At 71.3% G+C, this 24936-nt stretch carries 23 protein-coding genes; 12 read left to right on the plus strand and 11 right to left on the minus strand.

Annotated elements, in window-relative coordinates; genetic code table 11:
- Positions 1 to 40: 40 nt before the first annotated feature.
- From KBX00_RS09950 to KBX00_RS09975, 6 genes are read right to left on the minus strand one after another with little or no spacing between them, the layout of a single operon-like run.
- Positions 41 to 880: a PmoA family protein gene (locus tag KBX00_RS09950; RefSeq protein ID WP_307868367.1), complete on the minus strand. Its 840-nt coding sequence runs from the start codon at positions 878 to 880 to the stop codon at positions 41 to 43.
- A complete protein-coding gene (locus KBX00_RS29635) occupies positions 877 to 1509 on the minus strand; it encodes a hypothetical protein (RefSeq protein ID WP_210825522.1) in 633 nt (210 codons plus the stop codon). Before KBX00_RS29635 ends, KBX00_RS09950 begins: the two co-directional genes overlap by 4 nt.
- Entirely contained in the window at positions 1493 to 2377 is an 885-nt protein-coding gene (locus KBX00_RS09960; protein ID WP_210825524.1) for a carbohydrate ABC transporter permease, read from the minus strand. The genes KBX00_RS29635 and KBX00_RS09960 overlap by 17 nt, the downstream gene beginning before the upstream one ends.
- Positions 2377 to 3360 (minus strand): carbohydrate ABC transporter permease, encoded by a 984-nt coding sequence (locus tag KBX00_RS09965; protein ID WP_210825526.1) that lies wholly within the window; start codon positions 3358 to 3360, stop codon positions 2377 to 2379. Before KBX00_RS09965 ends, KBX00_RS09960 begins: the two co-directional genes overlap by 1 nt.
- Before the next feature lie 30 nt (positions 3361 to 3390).
- Positions 3391 to 4731, minus strand: a complete 1341-nt coding sequence (locus KBX00_RS09970; RefSeq protein WP_210825528.1) for an ABC transporter substrate-binding protein — start codon at positions 4729 to 4731, stop codon at positions 3391 to 3393.
- Between the two features lie 19 nt (positions 4732 to 4750).
- Positions 4751 to 5881: a LacI family DNA-binding transcriptional regulator gene (locus KBX00_RS09975; RefSeq protein ID WP_210825530.1), complete on the minus strand. Its 1131-nt coding sequence runs from the start codon at positions 5879 to 5881 to the stop codon at positions 4751 to 4753.
- 236 nt (positions 5882 to 6117) lie between these two features.
- Between KBX00_RS09975 and KBX00_RS09980 the strand changes: the two genes are divergently transcribed.
- The 8 genes from KBX00_RS09980 (at position 6118) to KBX00_RS10015 (ending at position 19315) form a co-directional block, all read left to right on the plus strand.
- The gene (locus tag KBX00_RS09980) at positions 6118 to 7446 is read left to right on the plus strand and encodes a Gfo/Idh/MocA family protein (RefSeq protein WP_210825532.1); all 1329 of its coding nucleotides are present in this window, start codon (positions 6118 to 6120) and stop codon (positions 7444 to 7446) included.
- A gap of 24 nt (positions 7447 to 7470) precedes the next feature.
- On the plus strand, positions 7471 to 8898 hold the full coding sequence (gene uxaC / locus KBX00_RS09985) for a glucuronate isomerase (protein ID WP_210825535.1): 1428 nt from the start codon (positions 7471 to 7473) through the stop codon (positions 8896 to 8898).
- Positions 8895 to 10196, plus strand: a complete 1302-nt coding sequence (locus KBX00_RS09990) for an enolase C-terminal domain-like protein (RefSeq protein WP_210825536.1) — start codon at positions 8895 to 8897, stop codon at positions 10194 to 10196. The genes uxaC and KBX00_RS09990 overlap by 4 nt, the downstream gene beginning before the upstream one ends.
- Positions 10187 to 11677 carry a mannitol dehydrogenase family protein gene (locus tag KBX00_RS09995; RefSeq protein ID WP_210825538.1) on the plus strand — a complete coding sequence of 497 codons (1491 nt, stop codon included), beginning with the start codon at positions 10187 to 10189 and terminating at the stop codon, positions 11675 to 11677. Before KBX00_RS09990 ends, KBX00_RS09995 begins: the two co-directional genes overlap by 10 nt.
- Before the next feature lie 86 nt (positions 11678 to 11763).
- Positions 11764 to 12945 (plus strand): Gfo/Idh/MocA family protein, encoded by a 1182-nt coding sequence (locus KBX00_RS10000; protein WP_210825540.1) that lies wholly within the window; start codon positions 11764 to 11766, stop codon positions 12943 to 12945.
- Positions 12946 to 13161: 216 nt separating this feature from the next.
- Positions 13162 to 14547 (plus strand): polysaccharide lyase family 1 protein, encoded by a 1386-nt coding sequence (locus KBX00_RS10005; RefSeq protein WP_210825541.1) that lies wholly within the window; start codon positions 13162 to 13164, stop codon positions 14545 to 14547.
- A gap of 39 nt (positions 14548 to 14586) precedes the next feature.
- Entirely contained in the window at positions 14587 to 16158 is a 1572-nt protein-coding gene (locus KBX00_RS10010; RefSeq protein ID WP_210825542.1) for a polysaccharide lyase family 1 protein, read from the plus strand.
- 310 nt (positions 16159 to 16468) lie between these two features.
- The gene (locus tag KBX00_RS10015; RefSeq protein WP_210825543.1) at positions 16469 to 19315 is read left to right on the plus strand and encodes an AAA domain-containing protein; all 2847 of its coding nucleotides are present in this window, start codon (positions 16469 to 16471) and stop codon (positions 19313 to 19315) included.
- A gap of 50 nt (positions 19316 to 19365) precedes the next feature.
- Here KBX00_RS10015 and KBX00_RS10020 read toward each other — a convergent pair whose 3' ends face one another.
- On the minus strand, positions 19366 to 19584 hold the full coding sequence (locus KBX00_RS10020; RefSeq protein WP_210825729.1) for a winged helix-turn-helix domain-containing protein: 219 nt from the start codon (positions 19582 to 19584) through the stop codon (positions 19366 to 19368).
- Between the two features lie 63 nt (positions 19585 to 19647).
- On the opposite strand from KBX00_RS10020, the gene KBX00_RS29190 reads away from it, so the two are divergent.
- Positions 19648 to 19803: a hypothetical protein gene (locus KBX00_RS29190; protein WP_301547654.1), complete on the plus strand. Its 156-nt coding sequence runs from the start codon at positions 19648 to 19650 to the stop codon at positions 19801 to 19803.
- Positions 19804 to 19987: 184 nt separating this feature from the next.
- Here the strand turns inward: KBX00_RS29190 and KBX00_RS29640 are convergent, their stop codons facing one another.
- Positions 19988 to 20929, minus strand: coding sequence for a DUF559 domain-containing protein (locus KBX00_RS29640; protein WP_307868371.1), 942 nt, complete (start codon positions 20927 to 20929; stop codon positions 19988 to 19990).
- Positions 20920 to 21063, minus strand: a complete 144-nt coding sequence (locus KBX00_RS29200; protein WP_301547655.1) for a hypothetical protein — start codon at positions 21061 to 21063, stop codon at positions 20920 to 20922. Before KBX00_RS29200 ends, KBX00_RS29640 begins: the two co-directional genes overlap by 10 nt.
- A gap of 242 nt (positions 21064 to 21305) precedes the next feature.
- Here KBX00_RS29200 and KBX00_RS10035 point away from each other — a divergent pair, with 242 nt between their 5' ends.
- Positions 21306 to 22037 carry an HD domain-containing protein gene (locus KBX00_RS10035; RefSeq protein ID WP_210825544.1) on the plus strand — a complete coding sequence of 244 codons (732 nt, stop codon included), beginning with the start codon at positions 21306 to 21308 and terminating at the stop codon, positions 22035 to 22037.
- A 60-nt stretch (positions 22038 to 22097) separates the two neighbouring features.
- Here KBX00_RS10035 and KBX00_RS10040 read toward each other — a convergent pair whose 3' ends face one another.
- Positions 22098 to 22646 (minus strand): hypothetical protein, encoded by a 549-nt coding sequence (locus tag KBX00_RS10040; RefSeq protein WP_210825545.1) that lies wholly within the window; start codon positions 22644 to 22646, stop codon positions 22098 to 22100.
- Positions 22647 to 22790: 144 nt separating this feature from the next.
- Between KBX00_RS10040 and KBX00_RS10045 the strand changes: the two genes are divergently transcribed.
- Positions 22791 to 24005: a MalY/PatB family protein gene (locus tag KBX00_RS10045; protein ID WP_210825546.1), complete on the plus strand. Its 1215-nt coding sequence runs from the start codon at positions 22791 to 22793 to the stop codon at positions 24003 to 24005.
- Between the two features lie 22 nt (positions 24006 to 24027).
- Here KBX00_RS10045 and KBX00_RS10050 read toward each other — a convergent pair whose 3' ends face one another.
- Positions 24028 to 24534 (minus strand): SRPBCC family protein, encoded by a 507-nt coding sequence (locus tag KBX00_RS10050; protein WP_301547656.1) that lies wholly within the window; start codon positions 24532 to 24534, stop codon positions 24028 to 24030.
- A gap of 16 nt (positions 24535 to 24550) precedes the next feature.
- Between KBX00_RS10050 and KBX00_RS10055 the strand changes: the two genes are divergently transcribed.
- On the plus strand, positions 24551 to 24925 hold the full coding sequence (locus KBX00_RS10055) for a helix-turn-helix transcriptional regulator (RefSeq protein ID WP_210825548.1): 375 nt from the start codon (positions 24551 to 24553) through the stop codon (positions 24923 to 24925).
- Positions 24926 to 24936 lie beyond the last annotated feature (11 nt).

The raw sequence follows: 24936 nt of genomic DNA on the forward strand, positions 1-24936 counted from the left end.
GGCGCAGGGCCGAGCCGGGGCGCAGGGCCGAGCCGGGGGCTCAGAGGCTGGCGAGGGCGGCGGCGGCGGGCCGGTCGAGTGGGCCGTCGGCGACGGCCACCCGGTAGTGACCGCGCCGACCGGTGCCGGCCGGGATGGTCGCGGTCCGCTCGAAGGCGAAGGCCACGCAGACCCCCGGGTACATGGCGGTCCGGACGAACCATCGGTCAGCCGCGCCGAGCCCACTGAAGACCAGGGTGTACGCCCCGCCCTCAGGTGCCCGCGCCCGCAGCGCCACCCATGGTTCCGCGCATCCGTTGACCTGCTCCTCGCCGGTCAGCCGGGCGGTGAAGACCTCGGGCGGTTCGGCTGCCACCGCACGCCAGAAGAAGCCGCCGTAGCCCGCCCCGCCGGGGCGGCCGTTGGTGGCCGGACTGCCCAGCGTCACGTCGCGGTCGGCGGGCGCGGTGAGCGTACTGGTCAGGTCGAGCCGCCACGCGCCCTCGTGGCCGGGTACCGCCGAGGCGGTGAGCATCCGCCGCTCGGTGAGCAGCACCCCACCTGTCGGGTCACACCAGTGCAACTGGTGGTCGAGCCGGTCGGTCGCCAGGTGTTCCCAGCCGACATGCACGATCCGGCCGTGGTCGGCACGCCAGGTGTAACCGGTACCGCGCACGTACGTCCGTCCGCCCCACAGGTTGGTGCCGGTGACGTCCTGCACGGCCAGCGACGCCCCCAGGTGCCACACGTGGTCGGCGGGCAGCGCGTCGGTGACCGGGGTGCCGGCCAGGGTACGCACCGGATGCAGGTACGGTCGGGGCCCGTGCCGGACGTCCAGGTCGGGGGCGAGCACGTACCGGGCGACCGGCGTGCCGTCGACGAGAAGCTGTGGGTCGGTCACGACAGCTCCACGCGGGTGACCTGTCGACGGCGGACGACCGCGTGCACGGCGGCCAGCGCGTATCCGGCGAGGATCGGCACCGCCACCGGGGTGACCAGCACGCCAAGCAGGATCACGACCGCTGCGGTGCCGGCGAGCGCGGCCCAGTTCGCGGGGTGGTCGAGGCAGGCGCGGGCGGCCCGGGTGACCGCCGACCGCCACCCGGTGCCGCCGGCACGCCCCACCTCGACCACGATCGCGGCGGCGTAGCCGAACAGGGACGCCGCGACGACGAGTGTGACAACCAACGCCACCGTACCGCCCGGGACGCGGCCGCTGGCCACTGCGGCCAGGTCCGCGACGAGCAGCCCGGCGGCGGCCAGCCCGACCAGGACCACCGGTACGCCCGGCAGCAGCGCGCGGCCGAAGCGCGACAGCGTACGCCGTGCGGGCGGCCAACTGCCGGTGGTCAGCCAGTCGTGCACGGCCGCGCTGGCGGTGCCGACCGCGGCACCGGCGGTCAGTACCGGTGCTGCGGCCAGCGCGGCCAGGATGCCCAGCAACGCGAGGTCGGCGGCGTCACTGACGGTGTCCCGCCAGTCCCGCCCCGGCTCGTGCCGTTCGACGGGAGTGTCAGCCCTTGAGTCCACTGGTGTTGATCCCCTCGACGAGCATCCGTTGGAAGGCCACGAAGAACCCGAAGACCGGCAGCAGGGACAGCACCGCCATGGCGAACATCGGACCGACCGCGCTCTGGCTTGTCGAGTCGATGAACAGGGTCAGCGCCACCGGGACGGTGTAGTCGCTCAGGTCGGACAGGAAGACCAGTTGCCGGAAGAAGTCGTTCCAGGTCCAGATGAACGAGAAGATCGCGGTGGTGACCAGGGCGGGCCGGCTCAGCGGCAGGATCACGTGCCGGAAGATGCCGAACGCGTTCGCGCCGTCGATGCGGGCCGCCTCGTCCAGCTCGCGGGGAATGCCGCGCATGAACTGCACCATCAGGAAGACGAAGAACGCCTCCGTGGCCAGGAACTGCGGGATCAGCAGCGGCAGGTACGGCCACTCCGCACCGACCAGGCCGAGGCTGCGGAAGAGGATGTACTGCGGGACGATCAGCACGTGCCCCGGCAGCAGCAGGGTGCCGATCATGACGGCGAACCACAGCCCGCGCAGCCGGAACCTCAGCCGGGCGAAGGCGTACGCGGCCAGCAGGCAGCTCACCGCGTTGCCGACCAGGGTGAGCAGGCTGACCATGGCGCTGTTGAGAAAGAAGCGGGCGAAGCTCACGTCGAAGTTGGTCCACCCGTCGGTGTAGTTGCCCGGGGTGAAGTTCCGGGGCAGCAGACCGATGTTGTTGACGATCTCCTCCTGCGACTTCACGGAGGTGCCGATCATCCAGAACAGCGGGTAGAGCACGACCGCGACGATGGCCAGCAGCACGACCAACCGGAGCCAGGAACGGCTGCGTGGGCGTTGTGGACGGGTCGCCCTGTTCGGGGCGACGGTATCGGCCACCATCAGCGATCCTCCCCGTCGGAGTAGTGCACCCAGAACCGGCCGGTGCTGAAGAAGATCACCGTGATGATCGCGATGGCGATCAGGAACACCCAGGCCATCGCGGAGGCGTAGCCCATCTCCAGGTTGGTGAAGCCGGTGATGTAGAGGTTGAGCGTGTACATCAGGGTCGAGTCGACCGGCCCGCCGGTCCCGTTGCTGAGCACGAACGCGGCGGTGAAGCCCTGGAACCCGTTGATGGTCTCCAGCACCAGGTTGAAGAAGATCACCGGAGAGAGCATCGGCAGGGTCACGTTGACGAACTGCCGGAACTTGCCGGCCCCGTCCACCGCGGCGGCCTCGTACAGCTCCGTGGGCACCTGCTTGAGCCCGGCCAGGAAGATCACCATCGGTGCGCCGAACTGCCAGATGGCCAGCACCATCAGCGTCTCAAGCGCCCAGTCCGGGTCGTTCACCCAGGGCTTGCCCTGAATGCCGAAGAGGGCGAGGAACGAGTTGAACGCACCGTCCCGGTTGAACATGTTGACCCAGACGATGGCCAGCGCCACACTGCCGCCGAGCAGCGACGGCAGGTAGAACAGGCCGCGGAACAGTCCGACGCCGCGCCAGGCCCGGTTGAGCAGGAGGGCCACCCCGAGCGCCGCGGCCAGTTTCAGCGGTACGGCGATCAGGGCGAAGCTGAGGGTGACCCGTACCGAGTGCCACCACGAGGGATCACTTGTGAACATCCGTTCGTAGTTGGCCAGCCCGACCCACTCCACCTCGGACAACGGGGTGAGGATGTCGTAGTTGGTGAAGCTGAGGTAGAGCGACAACAGCATGGGTAGCGCCGTGATGCCCATCAGACCGACGAGCCAGGGCGACAGGAAGACGTAACCGGCCAGACCTTCCCCGTGCCGGATCCGTCCGGTCCCGCGCCGGTTGGCGTCGGGCCGGACGGATCCGGTGCCGCGTCGGGTCGGGTCGGGCGCCGTGGTCAGGGCCACGAACTGCTCCTCTCCGGGTGGTGCGGCAGGTCAGGAGGCGATTGCCGCCGTGCACGCCTCGACGAACTGGGCGGCGGCCTCGGCGGGGGTGACCCGGCCGTACAGCGCGTTCTCGGCGGCCTTGATCAGCTCGGCGCGAACCTTGCTGTGCCCCTTGATCGGCACCTGGGGCGCCTCGCCGAACGTCTTGGCCAGCTCGGTCTCGACGGCGATGGACTGCTTCATCGCCTCGTCGGTGGTGTCGTCGCTGACCACCCGGCGCAGGTCCAGGTTGGACGGCAGGCCCCGGTCGGTGCCGAGCAGCTTGACCGCGTCGGCGTCGTTCGCCAAGAAGTTGATCACATCTACCGCGATGTCCGCGTTCTTGCTGCCCCGGAAGACCGACCAGTACATCGAGGCACGGGCCCACTGGCCGCTGGGGTCACCCGGGTAGGCGATGACACCGAGTTCGTCGGAGGTGTTCTTCTTCAACTCCGGCATCTGGTTGACCCACACCCAGGAGGTGGCGGCCTTTCCGGTGACCACCAGCTGCTTGGTGATGTCGGTGGCGTTGCCCTCGTGGATGACGTCCGGGGTGGGGGTCGCGCCCCGATCGCGGGCGTCCTTCCACAGCTCGAACCACCTGGTCACGTCCGCCACGGTGAAGCCGAGCTCGTTGCCGGAGTACAGATCCTTACCCTGCTGGCGCAGCCACACCCAGAACGCCTTGTCGATGGCGCTCGCGTCCATCGTGCCGGGGACCCCGGTCTTCTTGCTGACCTGCTCGGCCCAGGCGATGTGCTCCTCCCAGCTCATGCCGGTGGTCGGCTCGGGCAGGCCGTTCTCGGTCACCAGCGTCTTGTTGTAGACCAGCCCCTGGGTGTTCTCCCCGGCGGCCAGGCCGGCGAGCTTGCCGTCGACCACGCCGTACTGGAGCAGGCTGGGCGGGAACTTGGAGGTGTCGAGGTCACCGGATTCCTGGTACGGCTTGAGGTCCAGGGTCGCGTTGCGGGCGGCGTACTCGGTGAGGAAGTTGTCATCGATCTGGAAGATGTCCGGCGGGTTGCCGCCGGCGGTCAGGGTGGCCAGCTTGTCGAAGTAGCCCTGGTTGGCCTGCCACACCTTCTCGAAGACGACGTCCGGATTCTTCTGGGTGTAGAGGTCCAGCGCCTGCTCGGTGAGCTGGGCCCGGGCCTCGCCACCCCACCAGAAGATCGAGATGGTGGTCTTGCCGTCGGACGCGGCGTCGTCGCCGCAGGCCGCGGCCGCGCCGACCAGCGGCAGAGTCACGACCGCGGCGACCAGGCCGCGCAACAACCGGCGGCGCAACAGGGGGGTACGGTAGGTGCGCCCGTCGGGCGCGCTGGCGGTGGGGTGCGTTGCGGGGTGCATGTGCGCTCACTCCTTGGCGTTAGGAGGCGACCACGTCACCGGCGGCCACGACCGGGTTGCCCGGGTCCGCACGGCGATGCGGGCCCGGGCCAACGGCAGCGGTTCCGGGACGTTCCCGACCGGCGTAAGGGCCCGGCCCGGTGGAGTCGCGGATGACCAACTCGGTCTGGAGCATTACCTGTGCGGTGGTGCGACGGACGCCGACTGCCACGGTGGCACCGCCGCCCCGCGCGGTACGCGGGAAATCGGTGTCCTGTTGCAGCAACATGTCGACGGCCGTCCGGCCGGCGGCCGCGGTTGGCGTGGCCACCGTCGTCAGCTTGGGGCGGGTGAGTCGGCTCAGGGAGATGTCGTCGACACCGACGACACTGACCTCCTGTGGCACCCGCACCCCGAGTGCGTCGAGCCCTTCGAGAAGCCCGATCGCCATCAGGTCGTTGTAGGCGAGCACGGCGGTGACGCCGGCCCGGCGGACCTGCTCCGCCTGGGCGAGACCGCCGGTCTCGGTGGGCGGGTTGGGACCGAGCACCGTGAGCTCCGCTCCCGCAGCCCGGGCGGCGGCGCCGGCTGCCCGCCGGAGTTCCCGGCTGGTCCACGAACCGCGGGGCCCGCCGAGCAGCGCGATCTCCCGGTGGCCCAGCCCGGCGAGGTGCTCGATCGCGGACCGGGCGCCCTGCCCGACGTCCATCAGCACGCACGGCAGCCCGGCCAACTGTCGGTTCACCACCACAAGCGGCACCTCCCGGCTGAGCTGCTCGATCAGGCTGTTGCTCATCCGGGGGCTGCACAGCAGCACCCCGTCGACCTGCTTGGCCAGGGCGTGGACCAGTTCCTCCTCGGCGGCGGCGTCCTCGTTGGTGTCGGCCACGAAGACGTGGTAGTCGCGGTGGCGGGCCTGGCTCTCCGCCGCCTTGATCAGTGGCGGGAAGAAGGGGTTGGCGATGTCGGCGATGATCAGCCCGATGTTGTGGGTACGACCGGTGATGAGTGCGCGGGCCGCGCGGTTGGGCCGGTAGCCCAGGTCCTCGGCGCAGGCAAGCACCCGTACCCGGGTCTCCGGGTTGACCAGGTGGGGTGCCGAGAAGGTGCGCGAGACGGTGGAGATGTGCACACCGGAGGCCCGGGCGACGTCCCTGATGGTGACTGGCATCCAGGCCCCCTTCGTCGATGTGTCGGCGCTCACGGTGCCGCCAATTAATGCAAACGGTTGCTCCAGTGTCAACGGTGAATGGTTACAGCTGCGTTTCGGCAGACCGCTTGCCATGCACAGGTAAGCCCTTCAATCGGGGCAAAGGCCGCCGATTTCCGGACCGTCGTTGACGGAAGCCGATCGACCGTGGTTACTTCAATGCAAAGGTTTGCAGGTAGATCGAGGAGGATCGCTCCGTGTCACCGCAACCCGGCCGACGGGCCCGGTACGCCGTGGTCGGCACCGGTGCCCGCGCCGAGATGTTCGTCCGGGCGCTGGTGCGCGAGCACGCCGACACCGCCGAACTGGTCGCCTTCGCCGACGTCAACCAGGCTCGGATGGACGCCCACAACCGGTGGCTCGGTGAGCTGGGCCACCGGCCGGTGCCGACGTACCACGCGGGCGACTTCACCGCGATGCTGGCCAAGGAGCACGTCGACGTGGTGCTGGTGACCTCGGTGGACGTCACCCACGACGAGTACGTGGTGGCCGCGCTGGAGGCCGGCTGCGACGTGGTCACCGAGAAGCCGATGACCACCGACGCGCCACGCTGCCAGCGCATCCTCGACGCGGTACGCCGCACCGGCCGGCGGGTGACCGTGGCCTTCAACTACCGCTACAACCCGCTGCACGGGCAACTGCGGCGGCTGCTGGCCGACGGTGCGGTCGGCGAGATCGGTTCGGTGCACTTCGAGTGGCTGCTCGACGTGCGCCACGGTGCCGACTACTTCCGCCGCTGGCACCGCGACAAGGCCAGCTCCGGCGGGCTGATGGTGCACAAGGCCAGCCACCACTTCGACCTGGTCAACTGGTGGCTCGACGCCACACCCGTGCAGGTGTACGCCGCCGGGCGGCTGTTCTTCTACGGTGACACCGGCCGCCGCCACGGCTACGCCCGCGACTACCACCGGGCGCACGCCTCGCCGGCCGCCGACGACGACCCGTTCGCGTTGCGGCTGGCCGAGCACCCCCGGCTGCGCGAGCTGTACCTCGACGCCGAGGCCGAGGACGGCTACCACCGCGACCGCAACGTCTTCGCCCCCGGGGTCAGCATCGAGGACGACATGGCGGTGCTGGCCACCTACTCCACCGGGGCGACCATGACCTACCACCTCACCGCGTACGCGCCCTGGGAGGGTTACCGGGTGATGGTCAACGGCAGCCGGGGCCGCCTCGAACTGGAGGTCACCGAGAGCGAGTTCGTCAGCCCGGCGGCCGCCGGCGCGCTGAAGGGCGCCGCGTTGCACGGCGACCAGGCCGCCGAGGAGGGTGGCGCCGCCACGCTTACCCTGCGCCCCTTCTGGGCACCACCGCAACGTATCGAGGTCGACGGCTACACCCGGCACGGGCACGGCGGGGCGGACGGCCGGATGACCCAGGTGCTGTTCGGCGGCGTACCCGATCCGCTGCACCGCGCGGCGACCGCCCGGGACGGGGCACTGGCCCTGCTCACCGGCCTGGCCGCCAACCGGTCCTTCGACACCGGCGCACCCGTGCGGGTGGCCGACCTGCTCACCCTCGACTGACACCGACCACAGGAGCCGCTCCCCGTGCCCACCCCGACCAGACCCGACCTGCTTCTCCCCGCCGAGCCGGGCCAACGCGCGCTGGCCCGGGAGCTGTACGCGCTGGTGGCGCAGTTGCCCATCATCTCCCCGCACGGGCACGTCGACCCGGCGCTGCTGGCCGAGGACCAGCCGTTCCCCGACCCGTCGCAGCTGCTCATCGTGCCCGACCACTACCTGACCCGGATGCTGCTCAGCCAGGGCGTCTCCCCCGGTGAGCTGGGCGTACCCAGCCGGGACGGCAGCCCGGTGGAGACCGACGGACGGCGGATCTGGCGTCGCTTCGCCGCCGGCTGGCACCTGTTCCGGGGCACCCCGTCGCGGCTGTGGCTGGAGCAGACCTTCACCGAGGTGTTCGGTGTGCACACCCGACTCACCCCGGGCACCGCCGACGAGGTGTACGACGCCCTCGCCGCCCGGCTCGCCGAGCCCGGCTTCCGGCCCCGGGCGCTGTTCGAGCGGTTCAACATCGAGGTGCTCGCCACCACCGAGTCGCCCCTGGACGACCTGGGCCGGCACGCCAAGCTCGCCGCCGACGGCTGGGGTGGTCCGGGCGGGCGGGTGGTCACCACCTTCCGCCCGGACAACGTGGTCGACCTGGACTTCGAGGGCTGGTCGACGAGCGTCGACCAGCTCGGTGAGATCACCGGAGAGGACACCGGGACGTACGCCGGCTACCTGGCCGCCCTGCGTTCGCGCCGGGCCGCCTTCATCGCCGCCGGTGCCACCTCCTCCGACCACGGCCACCCCACCGCCCGTACCCTCGACCTCGGTGCCGACGCGGCGACGCTGTTCGACCGGGCGCGGCGGGGCGCGGCGGAGCCGGGTGACGCGGAGGCGTTCCGGGCGCACATGCTGCTGGAGTTCGCCCGGATGTCGCTCGACGACGGCCTGGTCATGCAGCTGCACCCGGGTGCGGTGCGCAACCACAACCGGTGGCTGCACGCCCGGCACGGTCGCGACGTGGGCGGCGACATTCCGCAGGTCACCGAGTACGTGCACGCGCTCGCCCCGCTGCTGGACGCGTACGGCAACGACCCCCGGCTGCGGGTGGTGCTCTACACCCTCGACGAGGACACCTTCACCCGGGAGCTGGCACCCCTCGCCGGTGGGTACGCCGCTCTGCTGCTCGGTGCTCCCTGGTGGTTCCTGGACTCCCCCGAGGTGCTGCGTCGCTTCCGCGAGTCGGTGACCGAGACCGCCGGCTTCTACAACACCGCCGGGTTCGTCGACGACACCCGGGCGTTCTGTTCCATCCCGGTCCGGCACGACGTGGCGCGCCGCGTCGACGCCGGCTTCCTGGCCCGGCTGGTCGCCGAGCACCGGCTGCCCATGGACGAGGCCGCCGAGACCATCGTCGACCTGGCGTACCGGCTGCCGAAGCGGGTCTTCAAGTTCGGGGAGTGGGCATGACCAGGATCACCGACGTCACCGTGCACGACGTGCGGTTCCCCACCGCCGCCAGCGGCGACGGCTCCGACGCGATCAACCGGGGCGACTACTCGGCCACCTATGTGGAGCTGAGCACCGACGACGGACCGACCGGCGCCGGATTCACCTTCACCAACGGCCGTGGCAACGAGATCACCTGTGCCGCCGTCGACGCCCTGGCCCATCACGTACGGGGACGCAGCCTCGCGGAGATCGCCGCCGAGCCGGTGGCGTTCTGGCGCTCGCTCGTCGCCGACGTGCAGCTGCGCTGGCTCGGCCCGGAGAAGGGGGTCATTCACATGGCCAGCGGCGCGCTGGTCAACGCGGTGTGGGACCTGCGGGCCAAGCTGGCCGGCAAGTCGATGTGGCGCTACCTGGCCGAACTGCCCACCGACGAACTGGTGGCCAATGTCGACTTCAGGCACATCACCGACGCGCTCACCGCCGACGAGGCCGCCGCGATCCTGGACAAGGGGCGCGACGGGCTCGCCGACCGGCTGGCGCTGCTGGAACGCGAAGGCTTCCCGTCGTACACCACCTCGGTGGGCTGGCTCGGCTACCCCGACGACAAGGTCCGGACGCTGACCCGGACCGCGTACGCGCAGGGGTGGCGGGCGATGAAGATGAAGGTCGGTGGCCCGCCCGCCGACGACCTGCGGCGGGCCCGGATCATCCGGTCGGAGATCGGCCCGGACGCGCTGCTGATGATGGACGCCAACCAGGTCTGGGACGTCGATGAGGCGATCACCAACATGACGGCGCTGGCCGAGGTGGACCCGTACTGGATCGAGGAGCCGACGCATGCCGACGACATCCTCGGCCATGCCCGGATCGCCCGCGCGATGGACGAGCTGACCGGCGGTCGGTGCCGGGTCGCCACCGGCGAGGTGGCCGCCAACAAGGTCATCTTCAAGCAGTTGTTGCAGGCCGAGGCGATCGGCGTGATGCAGATCGACGCCTGCCGGGTGGGCGGGGTCAACGAGGTGCTCGCCGAGATGCTGATGGCGGCGAAGTTCGGGGTGCCGATCTGCCCGCACGCCGGCGGTGTCGGCCTCTGCGAGTACGTGCAGCACCTGGCGATCTTCGACTACCTGCGGGTGGGCACGAGCCTGGACGGGCGGATGGTGGAGTACGTCGACCACCTGCACGAGCACTTCGTCGACCCGGTACGCACCCGCGACGGGCGCTACCTGCTGCCGACCGCGCCCGGCTACAGCGCCACCATGCACCCCGAGTCGATCGCCACCTTCCGCTTCCCGGACGGCCCGGCATGGCGGTGACCGTGGGCGCGTCCCGGCTCGGGCTGGGCGCGGTGCGCCGGTTGCCCGCCGAGGCCCGTCCACTGGTCCGCCCGGGCACCGTGCCGGCCGGCGTGGTGCACCTCGGGCTCGGCGCCTTCCACCGCGCCCACCAGGCGGTCTATACCGAGCAGGCGATCGGCCTGGCCGGCGGTGACTGGGGCATCGTCGGCGTGGCCCCCCGCAACGCGGCGCTGGTGTCGACGCTCGCCGCCCAGGACAACCTCTTCAGCGTCAGCACGCTCTCCGCCACCGACCAGCACACCCGGGTGGTCGGGTCACTTGCCGAGGTGCGGCTGGCCGCCGCCGACCCGCAGGCGGTGGTGGCCCTGTTGGCCGACCCGGCGATCCGGGTGGTCACGCTGACCGTGACCGAGAAGGCGTACCAGCTCGACCCGGCCGCCGGCACGCTGCGCCCCGACGCCGACCTGGTCGCCGACCTGACCACCGACCGACCGCCGGTCACCGTGCCGGGGCTGCTGGTGCGCGGCCTGCTGGCCCGCGCCGCCGCCGACACCGGACCGATCGCCCTGGTCAGCTGCGACAACCTGCCCGCCAACGGCCGCCGGCTGCGCGGCCTGGTGACCCAGTCCCTGGCGTACGCCGGCACACCGCAGGATGTCGTCGACTGGGTCGCGGCACAGGTCGGTTTCCCGGGCACCATGGTGGACCGCATCGTCCCGGCCAGCACCCCGGCGACCCTCGCCGCAGCCCGGCGGGCGCTCGGCGTCGAGGATCTCGCGGCGGTGGCGGCCGAGCCGTACACCCAGTGGGTCATCGAGGACGACTTCCCCGGCGGCCGGCCCGCGTGGGACCGCGCCGGGGCGGTGCTCTGCGCGGACGCGGGTCCGTGGGAACGACTGAAGTTGCGCGCCCTCAACGGTGTGCACTCGGCGGCCGCCTACCTCGGCGCGCTGGCCGGCTGCGAGACGATCGCGGACGCCCTCGCGCTGCCGCACCTGGACACCGTGCTGCGCCGGCTGATCGCCGAGGATGTGGCCGCCAGCTTCGCCCCACCCGACGGAGTGGACGTGGTCGGCTACGGCGAACAGGTGCTGGCACGGTTCGGCAACCCGGCGATCCGGCACCGCACCCTCCAGGTGGCGTTGGACGGATCGCAGAAACTGCCGCAGCGCATCCTGCACACGGTCGCCGACCTGCGCGCGGCCCGACAGCCGGCCCGCTGGGCGGCCCTCGTCGTCGCCGCCTGGATCCGATTCGCCCAGGGCAGCGCCGACGACGGCCGCCCGCTCCCCCTTGACGACCCGCTGGCGACGCGGATCCGGGCGGTGCTGGCCGCCGCCCCGCAGACCCCGGCGGGCGCGGTGGACGCCATGCTCGGTCTCGACGAGGTCGTGCCGCCCGAGGTGGCCGCCGACGCGCAGGTCCATGCCGACGTGGTCGCCTGGCTCACCGATCTGGAGCGACACGGTGTACGCGCCACCCTGGCCGGTGCGGCGTGACGTCCGTCGACGGACCGCCGGCGGGGTCGACCCGCGTCGGACCGGCCGGTGCCGAAGCGGGGCCGGCTCGCCCGACGGCGCAGCACTTGTCGCCCGCCACGCCGGCACCCCGGGTGGCGCTGGTCGGGGCGAACGGGCACGGGCGCTGGCACCGCCGGATGATCGGCCCGCTGCACGACGCCGGCCGGGTCCGGTTGGTCGCCCTGGTCGACACCCGGCCGATCGAGTGCGAACCGGCGGCACCGGTGCCGACCGGCGTGCCGGTGTTCACCGATCATCGGGCGATGCTCGCCGACGTCACGCCGGACGTGGTGGTCATCTGCACCCCACCACACACCCACCTGCGGATCGCCCGGGACGCGGTGACCGCCGGTGCGGACGTGCTGCTGGAGAAGCCGCCGGTGCTGTCCACCGCCGAGCACGAGGACCTGTCCGGGGCGCTGGCCACCACCGGCCGGGTCGTGCAGGTCGGGTTCCAGGCGCTCGGCTCGGCGGCGCTGAGCGCGTTTACGGACGCGGTGTCGGCCGGCCGGGTGGGCGCGGTGGACGGCATCGCCACGGTGGCGGCCTGGCAACGCCCGGACGCCTACTACGCCCGCGCGCCCTGGGCCGGGCGCCGGCTGCTGGACGGGCGGCCGGTGCTCGACGGCGCGCTGGCCAATCCGCTCGCCCACGCGGTGATGCAGTGCCTGGCGGTCGCCGAGGCGCTCGGCGACGGGCCGGTGGAGCCGGTGAGCATCGAGGTGGAGCGGTACCGGGTACGGCCGATCGAGGTGGACGACACCGCCGCGCTGCGGGTACGGACCCGGCACGGTCCGCCGATCGTGGCCGCGGTGACCCTCGCCGGCGAGGACTTCATCGCCGGTGAGGTGATCGTCACCGGTACCGCCGGGCGGGCGGTGCTGGAGTACCCGACCGACCGGCTGCTGCTGCCCGGCGAGGCCACCGCCCGTACGGTGCCCGGCCGGCGCGGGCTGCTGGAGAACCTGCTGGCCCACCGGGCCGATCCACACGTGCCGCTGATCGCGCCACTGGCCCGGACCGCGCCGTTCACCGCCGTGCTGACCGCCCTGCAGGCGGCACCCGAGCCGGCGCTGCTCGACGGCGCCCTGGTGGCGGCCGTCGGTGCCGGCGCGCAGCGGGTGTTGCGGGTGCGCGGCGTCAACGAGGTGCTACGTCGGGTGGTCGACGAGGGCAAACTGCCGTCGGAAATCGGCGTGCCGTGGGCGATAGCGCCTTGGCGAACCCCACCCATCGGGCAAGAATAGGAGGCGCCGCCGCAACAAACTGCAAATCATCGGTCCACACAGGATCAGCTACAACGCGATTACCAGCAACTTCCCGACCAGAACCCGTCGGGACGATGCTACTCGAAAGAATTATCTGCAACAAATCTGCACATCATTAATATTGACCCTCGTAAAAACGCGGCCGTAACCTTCGTCATTAATAAGAAACAGCGACGAAGGAAACGGAACGAGCCGATGCGCAGACTTGCCGCCGCCGCGGCATCGACAATTGTCGCCCTGACCGCCCTCCCTACCGCCGCTCTGGCGCAGCCGTCGAACGACGCGGGGGTCGGCAGCCACCACGAGCGGGACAGCCGCACACCACTCTCACCGTCGGCCCGACAGCTCGGCCGGCAGGCCCTCCCGGCCGGCGACGGCTGGGCCGCCGCCGGTCCCGGCACCACCGGAGGCTCCGCCGCCTCGGCCGAGCAGGTCCACGTGGTGAGCAGCCGCGCCGAGCTGGTCGCCGCGCTCGGCGGCGACAACGCCACAAACGCGACGAACGCCACCTCCAAGATCGTGTACGTCAGCGGCAGCGTCGACGGCTTCGAGGACGCCGACGGTCGGTTGCTCGACTGCACCGACCTGGCCGATCCCGGGTACTCGCTGGAGGGATACCTGGCCGCGTACGACCCGGCGGTGTGGGGCCGGGTGGCGCCGAGCGGGCCGCTGGAGGAGGCCCGGCGGCGCTCGGTGACCAACCAGACCCAGCAGACCCAGATCAACGTCGGCCCGAACACCACGATCATCGGGTTGCGCGGGGCGCGGCTGACCGGCCTCACCCTGATGATCGACCGGGCGACGAACGTGATCGTCCGCAACATCACCTTCGACGACGCCCGGGACTGCTTCCCCGCCTGGTCCCCCACCGACGGCGACGCCGGCAACTGGAACTCGCAGTACGACCAGATCTCGGTGCGCCGCAGCGAGAACGTCTGGATCGACCACAACACGTTCACCGACGGCGACAACCCGGACAGCGCCCAGCCCGTCTACTTCGGACGGTCCTACCAGGTGCACGACGGCGCGGTGGACATCACCCACACCGCCAGCCTGGTCACCGCCTCCTGGAACCGCTTCTCCGGCCGCGACAAGCTGATGCTGATCGGCTCGTCCAACACGATCGGCCCGGACGTGGGGCGGCTCAACGTGACGCTGCACCACAACCTGTTCGACGGCGGGCTGCAACGGCTGCCACGGGTCCGCTTCGGCCAGGTGGACGTCTACAACAACGCCTACCAGCTCGGCGGTGACGGCTTCCAGTACGCCATCGGCGTCGGCGTGCAGTCCGCCGTGCACGCGGAGAACAACCACTTCACCCTCGGCGCCGGCGTCGACGCCGCCGAACTGCTCCACGACTGGGGCGGCACCGCGATCACCACCCGGGGCAACTGGGTCAGGTCGGCCGGCGCACCGTCCCGCCCGGTGGACCTGGTGGCCGCGTACAACGACGCACACGACCCCGACCTGAGTCCCGACGCCGGCTGGACGCCGACGCTGCGGCACGGACCGGTGTTGCCGGCGCGGTTGGTGCCGCTCGTGGTCGGCGCACTCTCCGGTGCCGGACGCCTACCTCGGTAACCCACTACTCCACCACCACCAAAGGAAGGTGAGACGAGGATGAGACGACACGTCGCACTCCGACTTCTCGCAGGACTGGCCGCCACCGCCACGGGAGCCGTGGTCTGTGTGGCCCTGACGACGCCCCAGGCGTCGGCCGCGGTCGGCAGCGCCACCGGCTTCGCGACCGGCAACGGTGGCACCACCGGCGGCGCGGGCGGGCAGACCGTACGCGCCACCAGCGGCACCCAGATCCACGCGGCCCTGTGCAACCGGGCCAGCAGCAGCACCCCGATCACCATCCAGGTCGAGGGAACCATCAACCACGGCAACACCACGAAGGTGTCGGGTTCGAGCTGCAACACCGCCGCCGACGTGATCGAACTCAAGCAGATCAGCAACGTCACGATCCTCGGCGTCGGCAACGGAGCCGTCTTCGACCAGATCGGCATCCACATCCGCGAGGCCAGCAACATCATCATCCAGAACGTGACCGTCCGGAACGTCAAGAAGTCCGGCTCGCCCACCTCCAACGGCGGCGACGCCATCGGCATGGAGGCCGATGTCCGCAACGTCTGGGTCGACCACGTCACCCTGGAGGCATCCGGCGGGGAGTCGGAGGGCTTCGACGGATTGTTCGACATGAAGAACAACACCCAGTACGTGACGCTGTCCTACAGCATCCTGCGCAACTCCGGTCGGGGTGGCCTGATCGGGTCCAGCGAGAGCGACAGGTCCAACGGCTACGTCACGTTCCACCACAACCTGTACGAGAACATCGACTCCCGTACGCCGCTGCTGCGCGGCGGCATCGCCCACATCTACAACAACCACTACGTACGCCTCAACGAGTCCGGCATCAACTCCCGGGCCGGGGCACGCGCCAAGGTGGACAACAACTACTTCCAGAACTCCAAGGACGTGCTGGGCACCTTCTACACCGACGAGGCCGGCTACTGGCAGGTCAGCGGCAACATCTTCGACAACGTGACGTGGTCCAGCCGTAGCGGCGACACCAACCCGGCCGGCCCCAACCCGACCTCCAACACCAGCGTCAGCATTCCCTACTCGTACCGCCTCGACTCGGCCAGTTGCGTGCCGAGCATCGTCAGCCAGACCGCCGGCGCGAACAAGGGCATCCGTACCTCCAACGGCAACTGCACGCCGCAGAGCCCGACCGCCGGGCCGACCAGCCCGACGCCCGGGCCGACCACCACCACCGCGCCACCGACCAGCAACCCGACGCCGACGCCGAGCCAGCCCAGCGGCACCAACCTCAGCATCGGTGCCGGCTCCGACGGCTCCAGCAAGGCCAGCGGCACCAGCTACGGCGACGTGCGCGACGGAAACATGAGCACCGCCTGGTCACCGAACGGCACCATCGGCCAGATCTCGATCAAGTGGGGCTCGGCCACCACGGTGTCGAAGATCAACATCCGGGAGGCGTCCGGCTCCGTCGGCACCATCCGCAACTGGCGGGTGCTCAACCACGACACCGGCGCGGTCCTCGCCACCGGCACCGGCGCGGGCGTCATCAGCTTCGGGTCGACCGCCCTCCGCAAGATCACCTTCGACATCACCAGCTCGACCGGCACCCCGAGGGTCGCCGAGTTCGAGACCTACGCAAGCTAGCGCCACCTGCACCGACACGGTGGGAGCCGTCGACTGTCGACGGCTCCCACCACTTTCCCCCCTGCGCCCTTTGCTCTGCTTCAACTGACGCAACGGATTCACCTGGATTCGATGCGTGGGTTGAAGCAGAGCAAAGGGCGCACACCAGTACTCCCGTACCCCCGCCCCCGACGCACGACCGGCAGGGGCCCGACGCACCACCGCACCACCGGGCCACCGGACCACCCGGCGACTGTCGCGGGCGTCGGTGCGCGGTCGCGTCCACCGACCGGAGCACGGCCGTGACGGCGTACGGCAGAATCTGCGGGCGATGCACGCGGCGACAATCCTCACCGCGCTCGCCGACCTGGCCCCGGCCGGTGCCGAGCGGATCCTCGACGTGGCCGGAACCGGTCGGCCGCTGGTCTGGCTGCCGGAACCGCACCGGGCCCCACGCGGCGCACGACTGGACCGGCTCGCCGCGCTGGACGCCCTGCACCGCGACGAACGGATCCTCCGCCTCGGACTGGCCTTCCTGGTCGGCACAGCCGATCTGGACGGCGCGCGGCGGCGGATCCGACTGCCGCTGCTGGCCCAACCGGTACGCCTGCACCGCGGCCGGCGCGATTACCGGGTCGTGCCGGCCGGTGACCTCGAACTGACCCCGCTGATCGAGGACCGGGAACTCGCCGCCCGACTGGAGGACGCACCGGGGCTGGCCGGGCCCGGCTGGCTGACGGCCCCCGGCACCACCGCCTGGATCACCGCGGCGGCCGAGGCTACGGGTGTGAAGGTGACCAGCGTCAGCTCGGGGCCACCGCGCAGCCTCGATGACGACGTCACCGGGGTCGCCGCCGCAGCGCTCTTCGTCACCCGCGACGTGTTCGCTGGTCGCCTTCGGGACACCCTGCTGAGCTGGGCGAGCCGGCCCGGGCTGGCGGACACCGCCCTGAGCCGGCTCTACCTCGGCGCCGACGGCGACGCGGAGCCGACCGCAGACGACCCCGGCGACGAGGATGAGGTGCTGTCGCCCCTGCCGCTCAACGAGGCTCAGCGCGACGTGATCCGGCGGACCAGGGCGGCACCCTTGGTGGTGGTCTCCGGTGCGCCGGGCAACGGCAAGAGCCACGCCCTGGTCGCCGCCGCGCTGGACACCGTGGCGCGCGGCGGGTCGGTGCTGGTGGCCACCCAGTCGACGCACGCCGCCGAGGTGCTGGGCGAACTGCTGCGCCGGCATCCTGGCCCACCACCGGTGCTCTTCGGCGACGCCGAGCGGCGCGGGAGCATCGCCAACGAACTCGCCGGAGGCGTCACCGTCGGCGTGGACGACGCTCAGCTGCGCCACGACACCGCCGCCGTGTCGGCCGCCCGCGACCGGGTCACCGGGATCCAGGCCGGCATCGTCGCCGCGCTGGAGCAGGAGCGCCTCGCCGCCACCCTGCCCGACTGGCAACCGCTGCTGCCCGCGCTGAGCCACGACGCCCCGGCGGTGTTCGAGCCGGCCACCGACCTCGCCGCGGTCCACACCGCCCTGCACGCCACGAGCCGGGACGGCGACGGCTGGTGGTCGCGGTGGCGCCGGTCCCGCGCCACTCGCCGCCTCCACCGACTCACCGGAGCCGACCCCGGCGTACCCGTACCGCAGCTGCGGGCGGCGGTGGACGCCGCGCACGCCGTACGGGCCGCCGCCCGACTCTTTGCGACCGGCGGTACCGACCTGGCCGCCGCCTGGCGGGCGCTGGCCGAGGCGGACGTCGCGCTCGCCGAGGCGGTCGGCACGGCGTTGCGCAACCAGACCGCCAGCGCGCGACGGTGGACCGGGGACGCCCGGCGCGCCGCCGGCGGCCTGGGCACCGCGCTGCGGGCCGGACGCAACCGCCGCCGGGAACTGCTCGCCACGCTGGACGCCGAGGCGCTGGTCCGGGCGCTGCCGCTGTGGGTGGGCACGGTGGCCGACGTCGAGGATCTGCTGCCCCCGGCGGCCGGCATGTTCGACCTGGTGGTGCTCGACGAGGCGGCGCACATCGATCAACTGCGAGCCGCTCCGGTGCTGGCCCGAGCCCGCCGGGCGCTGGTCGCCGGCGATCCACGGCAGCTACGGTTCGTGTCGTTCGTCGCGGACGCCGACGTGACCGCGACCCTGCACCGGCACGGCCTGGACCACTACACCGACCGGCTCGACGTACGCCGGGCCAGCGCCTTCGATGTGGCGGCCGGTGCCGCACCCGTCACCTGGCTCGGTGAACACCACCGCTGCGCACCGCACCTGATCGGCTTCTCGGCCCGCCGGTTCTACGACAACCGGCTGGAACTGGTCACCCGGCACCCCGGCAACGAACGGGCCGACGCCATCGACGTGGTGACCGTCGCCGACGCCACCGTCACCGACGGCGTCAACCAGGCCGAGGTGGCGACCGTACTCGACCTGGTCGCCGCCCTCGCGGCCCGACCGCCGCAGGGCGGCGTCGCGGTGATCAGCCCGTTTCGCGCCCAGGCCGACGCGGTGGAGACGGCGCTGCTGGCGGCGTACGACGTCGACGAGATCGAACGGTTGGGCCTGCGCACCGGGACGGTGCACGCGTTCCAGGGCAGTGAGGCGGACGTGGTGATCGCCACGCTCGGGCTGGTCGACGACGACCCGCCGGCCCGGCACCGGTTCGTCGCCGAACCGAACCTGTTCAACGTCCTGGTCACCCGGGCCAGGAAGCAGCTCACGGTGGTCACGTCACTCCAGGCCCCCGAGGGCATCATCGGCGACTACCTCCGGTACGCCGAACAACCCCTCGACGCCACCCACGCCGGGCCGCCGGACACGACCTTTGCTGGACCGCCGGACACGACCAGAACGGGAGCCGCCCAGCAGGAGCCCTGGACCCGGGCACTCGCCGTCGAGCTGACCCGGGTAGGACTGGCCGTGCGACCCGACTACCCCGTCGGCCGCTGGCGGGTAGACCTGTGCGTCAGCGACGACGGCCCGGTCGGATTGTGCTGCGCGGTGCACCCGGACGGCGTTGCCGCGCACGTGGAGCGGCAACGCACCCTCACCCGCGCCGGCTGGCGCCTGTACGACGCGTTCGCCAGCCGCTGGGCCGACGACCCGATCCACGCCGCCCTCGACCTAGCCACCCGCCCCCACGACGACGCCACGCACGAACAGGCCAATCCGCCCGCTGGCTGAGCAGTCGGACCCGGCCTCACCGCTTCTCCGACCGGTTGGCTTCGCGCAGGTCAGGGCTCCCGCATCCAGGTCTTCGGATCGGTCACGAAGACACCCTTGCCCTGCTGCCGCCGAATGACGCGAAGCGCTTCCAGTCGTACGTAGACCATCTGGATGGTCGATGAGCTGACGTCGAAACGGTCACCCATACCGGCGATCGACGGCAGCTTCTCTCCTGGCTGAACCTTTCCGCTCCGCACGTCGCTAACGATCTCGTCAGAGATCCGAATGTAGTCGGGTCTGGTCGATCCTCGCGTGGCAACGAGTTCGGCTCATCCCCCTGGTCGGGGCGGGTGCAATTCCAGGCCACGGTCGCCGACGAGCTGGCCGACCTGCACCAACAGCTCCGCAGACTCGCCCAGGAGAACAACCGGCTCAAGCGGACGCTGCGCGACTGGCAGTCGATGCACGCGCGGCACTGCCGACCACCGAACCAGGGCCCCTGGTGACGGTACGCCCGCAACCCGGCGACCTGCTCCGGATCGACAGCCGGGCATTGGTGCAGTTCGCCGGTGGGCGAGCGCTCACGCTGCGGGTCGTCTCGGTGAGCGACCGCCACGCATACGACGGATGGATCTGGCTGACCGGGTACGTCATCGACCGGCGCGGCAACGCCACCGCCAAGCGGGAACTCTACCTCCGGTCGGCTGGCCTCCGCTGGGCCCCTGATCCCGCAACGGCTGGTCCTGGGGCTGATGGCCCGTCACGCCGGAGGCTTCGGCGGGTGTCGACGGTCAGCCCGTCGCCGCCTGCCGGGCGGGCCGTCGAAGGACGGCGGGTCGCGAGAATGGCCAGGGTTTCCCGGCGTACGTTGTCGGGTTCGTGAATCAGGCGGCGGTGGGCGAAGCGGACCACCAGGATGCCGGTGGTCGCCAGCAGCGCGTCCCGCCGCAGGTCGATCTCGCGCTGACGGGGGTCGCCGTGGGTCGCCGCCCCGTCGAGTTCGATGTTCACCAGTTCCTGCTCGGCGAGGAGGTCGAGGTACATGGTGCGGCGCCCGATCGCGACCCGCGTCTGCCGTTGGAACGCCGGCATCCCCGGGCCGATGAAGACGTGCTCGTGCCCCCAGATCTCCAGCGGGCTGCGGCAGACATCGGCCAGCCGGGTCAGTAAGGTGCGCAACGTCGACAGGTCGGGCAGCTTCGACGCGTCCCGCAGGACCGACGCCACCCGCACCGGTGTGGTGAGCCGATCGTTGACGGCCTTGATGATCGGCGACCGCCGTTCAGCGAGAGGCAGCATCGGCCAGGAGTCGACGAGTGCCCGCTCGACGCGGGTCACCGGACGTCCCTGGCGTACCACCACGTGCGGCGGTTCGAGGGTGAAGTTCCGCCGTCGGTGCACTCGCGTAGCGGGTTGGCCGCGCAGGCCACTGTCGGTCGGCACGCTCAGGTGCAGCGGTTCACCGTCCGCCTGCCGGCGTAGGCCCCACAGGTCGAGCGCGGTGAGGTGGCTGAACGCCGCCCGGCCCCGCACCCACGCCCCCACCGCGCGGTGTGCCGTGGACGGGCCGAGCCGGCTGAGCGCGGGAGCGTCCTGCGGGCCGTGGGCCAGCAACTGCGCCGCTACGAACACCCCGGTAGCACCCGCACCAGCTCGCCAGCCCCGCACGCCTTCTGGAGAGTCCACCGGGGCACCACCTGCTCGACGGCCGGCCGGGTCACCAGACCACCGCCCCGCGCCACCAGTTCCCGAAGCACCCCGTTCACGCCCCCGACGGTGTCCCCCCGCCCGTCCCTGCGCCACTCCGCTCGACACCACCTGTGGGCAACCACCCCACTGTGGAAAACCCACACCACCCCACCCAAACCTGCTACGAGCCGAGCGGCCGGCCTGTCTCGATCTGTGGCAGTAAAGGTGCTCGGCGGTCGGCGTGTCGAGCACCGAAACTGCCAACGATCGGACGTCGGTGGCCCGGCGGATGGTGGGGGCGGTCCGATATAAGGGACGGATGGAGTTGCCGCCGTACCTGGCCACGATGCCGATGCACGCGATCACCGAGATGCACGGCGAAGCCGGGCTGCGGGAACGTTTCCGGCTGGAGATCGAGAGGTTCGAGGCCGCGGAGCGGCAGCGGCTCGACGAGGCGTTGGAGCTGGCCGCGCGGCTGCATCGTGATGATCGGCGGTCCCGGGAGCCGTACGTCAATCATCTGCTCCGGGTGGCGATCCGGATGCTGCACCACTACCAGGTACGCGACGTCGACGTGATCGTCGCCGGGCTGCTGCACGACGCGGTCGAGGACCATCCCGCCGAGCTGGCCGGCGGTGGGGACAACGTCGAGGAGCAGACCGAGGCGGCGCTGGGGGTGCTGGCCGGGCGGTTCGGGGCGCGGGTGGCGCGGCTGGTCGCGGCGGTGACCAACCCGCAGTGGGATCCCGGACGGGACCGGTACGAGCAGTATCGGGAGCATGTCGCGGCCAGTCTCGAACGGGAACCGTGGGCGCGGGTCATCAAGGTCTCCGACTTCACCGACAACGGCGTCGGGGTGATCCATTCGGTCGGTCCGAAGGTGGAGTCGTCGGCCCGCAAGTACCGGCCGTTGGTGCCGGTGTACCGCGATCTCGTCACCCGTGCCGACACTCCCCTCTCCGAGCCGGCCAAGCGACACATCCTGGACCAGCTCGACCTGGCCGAGCAGCGGTTCAGCGCCATCCTCGACCAACCCACCCACCCCGCCTGAGCGACACCGCCAAGCCCACCTGAGCCGCACCTTTTCGAAACCCCCGGCCGCGGCCGGCGGTCACCGTTCGGCCAGGGTTCCGGTGGGTGGGGTGGTTGGCAGGTTGAGCCTGCTGAACAGCAGATCGGCCTGAGCCACCGACCCGCCGCCGACTCCGAGCCCGCCACGGGCGGCACGGTAGAAGCCGTCCCGTGCCTCGTTGGCCCGGTGCAGCAACGTGGGCCGGTCGGCGTCGGCCTGCCCGTCCCGCGCCAGCCGCTCGACCTGCCACACGCTGTCCCGCCACGCCCGCGCCGCCGCCACCGTCGGCGCGTCGCCGAGCAGCAGCACGTTCTCCCAGGCCAGGGTGTGCCGAAAGTCGGCCTCCGCCAGCTCGGCGAGCGCCGCGTCCCGGTCGAGGTGGCCGCCGGTCAGCCGGCTGGCGATGGTGTGTGTCTCCTTCAACGCCCGGGCGAACTCGACGTACGCGTCGAGCCGGCGCTCGTCCCAGCGCACCGTCTGGTTGCGTCGCCAGCGTGACCGGTCGGCCAGCGACGTGGCCACGATCGTGCCGATCGTCCCGACCAGTACGCCGAGTAGTGCGGGTAGCTGCGCAGCGATACCGTCCATCGCCGGACAGCCTGACAGCAGCGGGCGAGAATCGTCCACCCGTCGTGGGTGTATCTGCGCTGGGTACGATGCGGTGATCTAGGCGCTTTCCGACGACCCCTCCGATAGGAGCTCCGGCATGCCCAGCCCGCCCTCTGCTCGGCGGTGACGGTGAATCCGCTGGCCCAGCTGTCCCTGGCCGAGCTGCGCCGCCGCACCAGCGTCAAGTGGCGCCAGTACGCCGACGACGTGCTGCCCCTGTGGGTGGCCGAGATGGACGTCCCGCTGGCCGCGCCGGTCGCCGAGGCACTGCACGACGCGGTCGGGCGCGGTGACACCGGATACGCCTGCGGGACGACGTACGCCGAGGCGCTCGGCGACTTCGCGGCCCGCCGGTGGGGCTGGTCCGACCTGCCGGTCGACCGCACGACCCTGGTGCCGGACGTGATGCTCGGCATCGTCGAGGTGCTCCGGCTGCTCACCGGTCCCGGTGACGCGGTCGTGGTCTGCGCACCGGTCTACCCGCCGTTCTACGCCTTCGTCAGCCACGCCGACCGGCGAGTGATCGAGGCACCTCTCGGCGCGGACCAGCGGATGGACCTGTCGACGCTGGACGAGGCGTTCCGCCGGGCCCGCGCGGGCGGTCGCCGGGCGGTGTTCCTGCTGTGCAACCCGCACAACCCGACCGGTGTGGTGCACCGGCGCGACGAACTCGAAGGGGTCGCCGACCTCGCCGGCCGGCACGGGGTGCGGGTGGTCTCCGACGAGATCCACGCTCCGCTGGTGCTGCCCGGGGCGCGGTTCACGCCGTACCTGACGGTGCCCGGTGCCGAGGACGCCCTGGCCGTGCTGTCCGCCTCGAAGGCGTGGAACCTGGCCGGGCTGAAGTCGGCGCTGGTGGTGGCGGGCCCGCAGGCGGTCGCCGACCTGCGGCGGATCCCGGAGGAGGTCAGCCACGGACCGAGTCATCTGGGCGTCATCGCGCACACCGCCGCGTTCCGGGACGGCGGTGAATGGCTGGACCGGCTGCTGGTCGGGCTCGACGGCAACCGCGAGCTGCTGGGAATGCTGCTGGCACGGCACGCCCCGGCCATCCGCTACCACCGTCCCGAGGGCACCTACCTCGCCTGGTTGGACTGCACCGCACTCGGCATCGACAGCGGCCCGGTCAGCGACGAGCCGGGCGTGGTGACCGACGTCGCCGGGCCGGCGAAGCTGTTCCTCGACCGCGGGCGGGTCGCCCTTAGCTCCGGGCATGTCTTCGGCACCGGCGGCGCCGGCTTCGTACGGCTCAACTTCGCCACCGCACCGGACATCCTGACCGAGGCGGTGACCCGGATGGGCCGCGCCGTCGCCGAGCACCACGCGACGGCCGGGTAGTCGCGGTGGCGGCGCGGCGCGGTCAGGCGAAGAACCCGTCGCGCAGGTTGATGCCGTGTTCCAGCCACGCCTTCAGGCAGCAGAGCATCTGGGTCCAGCCCTGGCAGTTGCCGTACGAGGCCTCCTGGCCCTCCGGGGTGGGCCGCCACCCCTGCTCGGCGATGGTGACCAGGGTCCGGTCGTCGCCGAGTGACTCGAACTCCATGGTGACGGTGGTGAAGTAGGACGCCCCGGTGACCGGGGTGTCGGTGGTGGACTGGGCGCCGTCGGCCGCCTCCCAGCGCAGCACGATCCGCCGGTCCTGCTCCACCTCGACCACCTCCACCGGGAAGGCTCCGGGGAAGTCGGCAAAGTCCCAGGTGACGGTGGCGCCGGTGACCAGCCGGCCCTTCGCGCCACCGGTGGTGAAGTACCTGGAGAGCTGGTCGGGATCGACCACCGCCTCGAACACCTCGTGCACCGGGCGACTGATCCGTCCGGCGATCTTGAATCGCAGGTCCATGGCGATCCCCTTTCGCAGCGTCGACATGTTATAGCTTTATAACATGTCGAGTCGTCGTGGAAAGCGTTCCGGCCCGGAACCGGTCGACGAAGACAGGGTCTTCAAAGCGCTGGCGTCGTCGACCCGCCGACAGATACTCGACGCGCTGAAGAACCAACCACGGACCACCGGCGCTCTCTGCGAGCGGTTTCCGCAGCTGGACCGCTGCACGGTGATGCAGCACCTACGGGTGCTGGAGGCGGCCGGGCTGGTCATCGCCCAGCGCAAGGGCCGCGAGCGGTGGAACCATCTCGACCCGCTACCGATCAAGCACATCCACGACCGGTGGATCGGCGACTACGCCAGCAGCGCGGTGGGAATGCTGGCCACCCTCAGAGACGACCTCGAAACCCGTCCCACCGACCACCGGAACGGGTGACCGGGCCGTGG

It is taken from the genome of Micromonospora sp. C95 (assembly GCF_018070465.1).
GTDB lineage: Bacteria > Actinomycetota > Actinomycetes > Mycobacteriales > Micromonosporaceae > Micromonospora.

Excerpts from the sequence above, each read along its gene's own strand:
- KBX00_RS09960 (WP_210825524.1), bottom strand. The coding sequence starts at position 2,377 with ATGGTGGCCGATACCGTCGCCCCGAACAGGGCGACCCGTCCACAACGC.
- KBX00_RS09970 (WP_210825528.1), bottom strand. The coding sequence starts at position 4,731 with ATGCACCCCGCAACGCACCCCACCGCCAGCGCGCCCGACGGGCGCACC.
- KBX00_RS09975 (WP_210825530.1), bottom strand. The coding sequence starts at position 5,881 with ATGCCAGTCACCATCAGGGACGTCGCCCGGGCCTCCGGTGTGCACATC.
- KBX00_RS09990 (WP_210825536.1), top strand. The coding sequence starts at position 8,895 with ATGACCAGGATCACCGACGTCACCGTGCACGACGTGCGGTTCCCCACC.
- KBX00_RS09995 (WP_210825538.1), top strand. The coding sequence starts at position 10,187 with ATGGCGGTGACCGTGGGCGCGTCCCGGCTCGGGCTGGGCGCGGTGCGC.
- KBX00_RS10005 (WP_210825541.1), top strand. The coding sequence starts at position 13,162 with ATGCGCAGACTTGCCGCCGCCGCGGCATCGACAATTGTCGCCCTGACC.
- KBX00_RS10010 (WP_210825542.1), top strand. The coding sequence starts at position 14,587 with ATGAGACGACACGTCGCACTCCGACTTCTCGCAGGACTGGCCGCCACC.
- KBX00_RS10015 (WP_210825543.1), top strand. The coding sequence starts at position 16,469 with ATGCACGCGGCGACAATCCTCACCGCGCTCGCCGACCTGGCCCCGGCC.
- KBX00_RS10035 (WP_210825544.1), top strand. The coding sequence starts at position 21,306 with ATGGAGTTGCCGCCGTACCTGGCCACGATGCCGATGCACGCGATCACC.
- KBX00_RS10040 (WP_210825545.1), bottom strand. The coding sequence starts at position 22,646 with ATGGACGGTATCGCTGCGCAGCTACCCGCACTACTCGGCGTACTGGTC.
- KBX00_RS10050 (WP_301547656.1), bottom strand. The coding sequence starts at position 24,534 with ATGTCGACGCTGCGAAAGGGGATCGCCATGGACCTGCGATTCAAGATC.
- KBX00_RS10055 (WP_210825548.1), top strand. The coding sequence starts at position 24,551 with ATGTCGAGTCGTCGTGGAAAGCGTTCCGGCCCGGAACCGGTCGACGAA.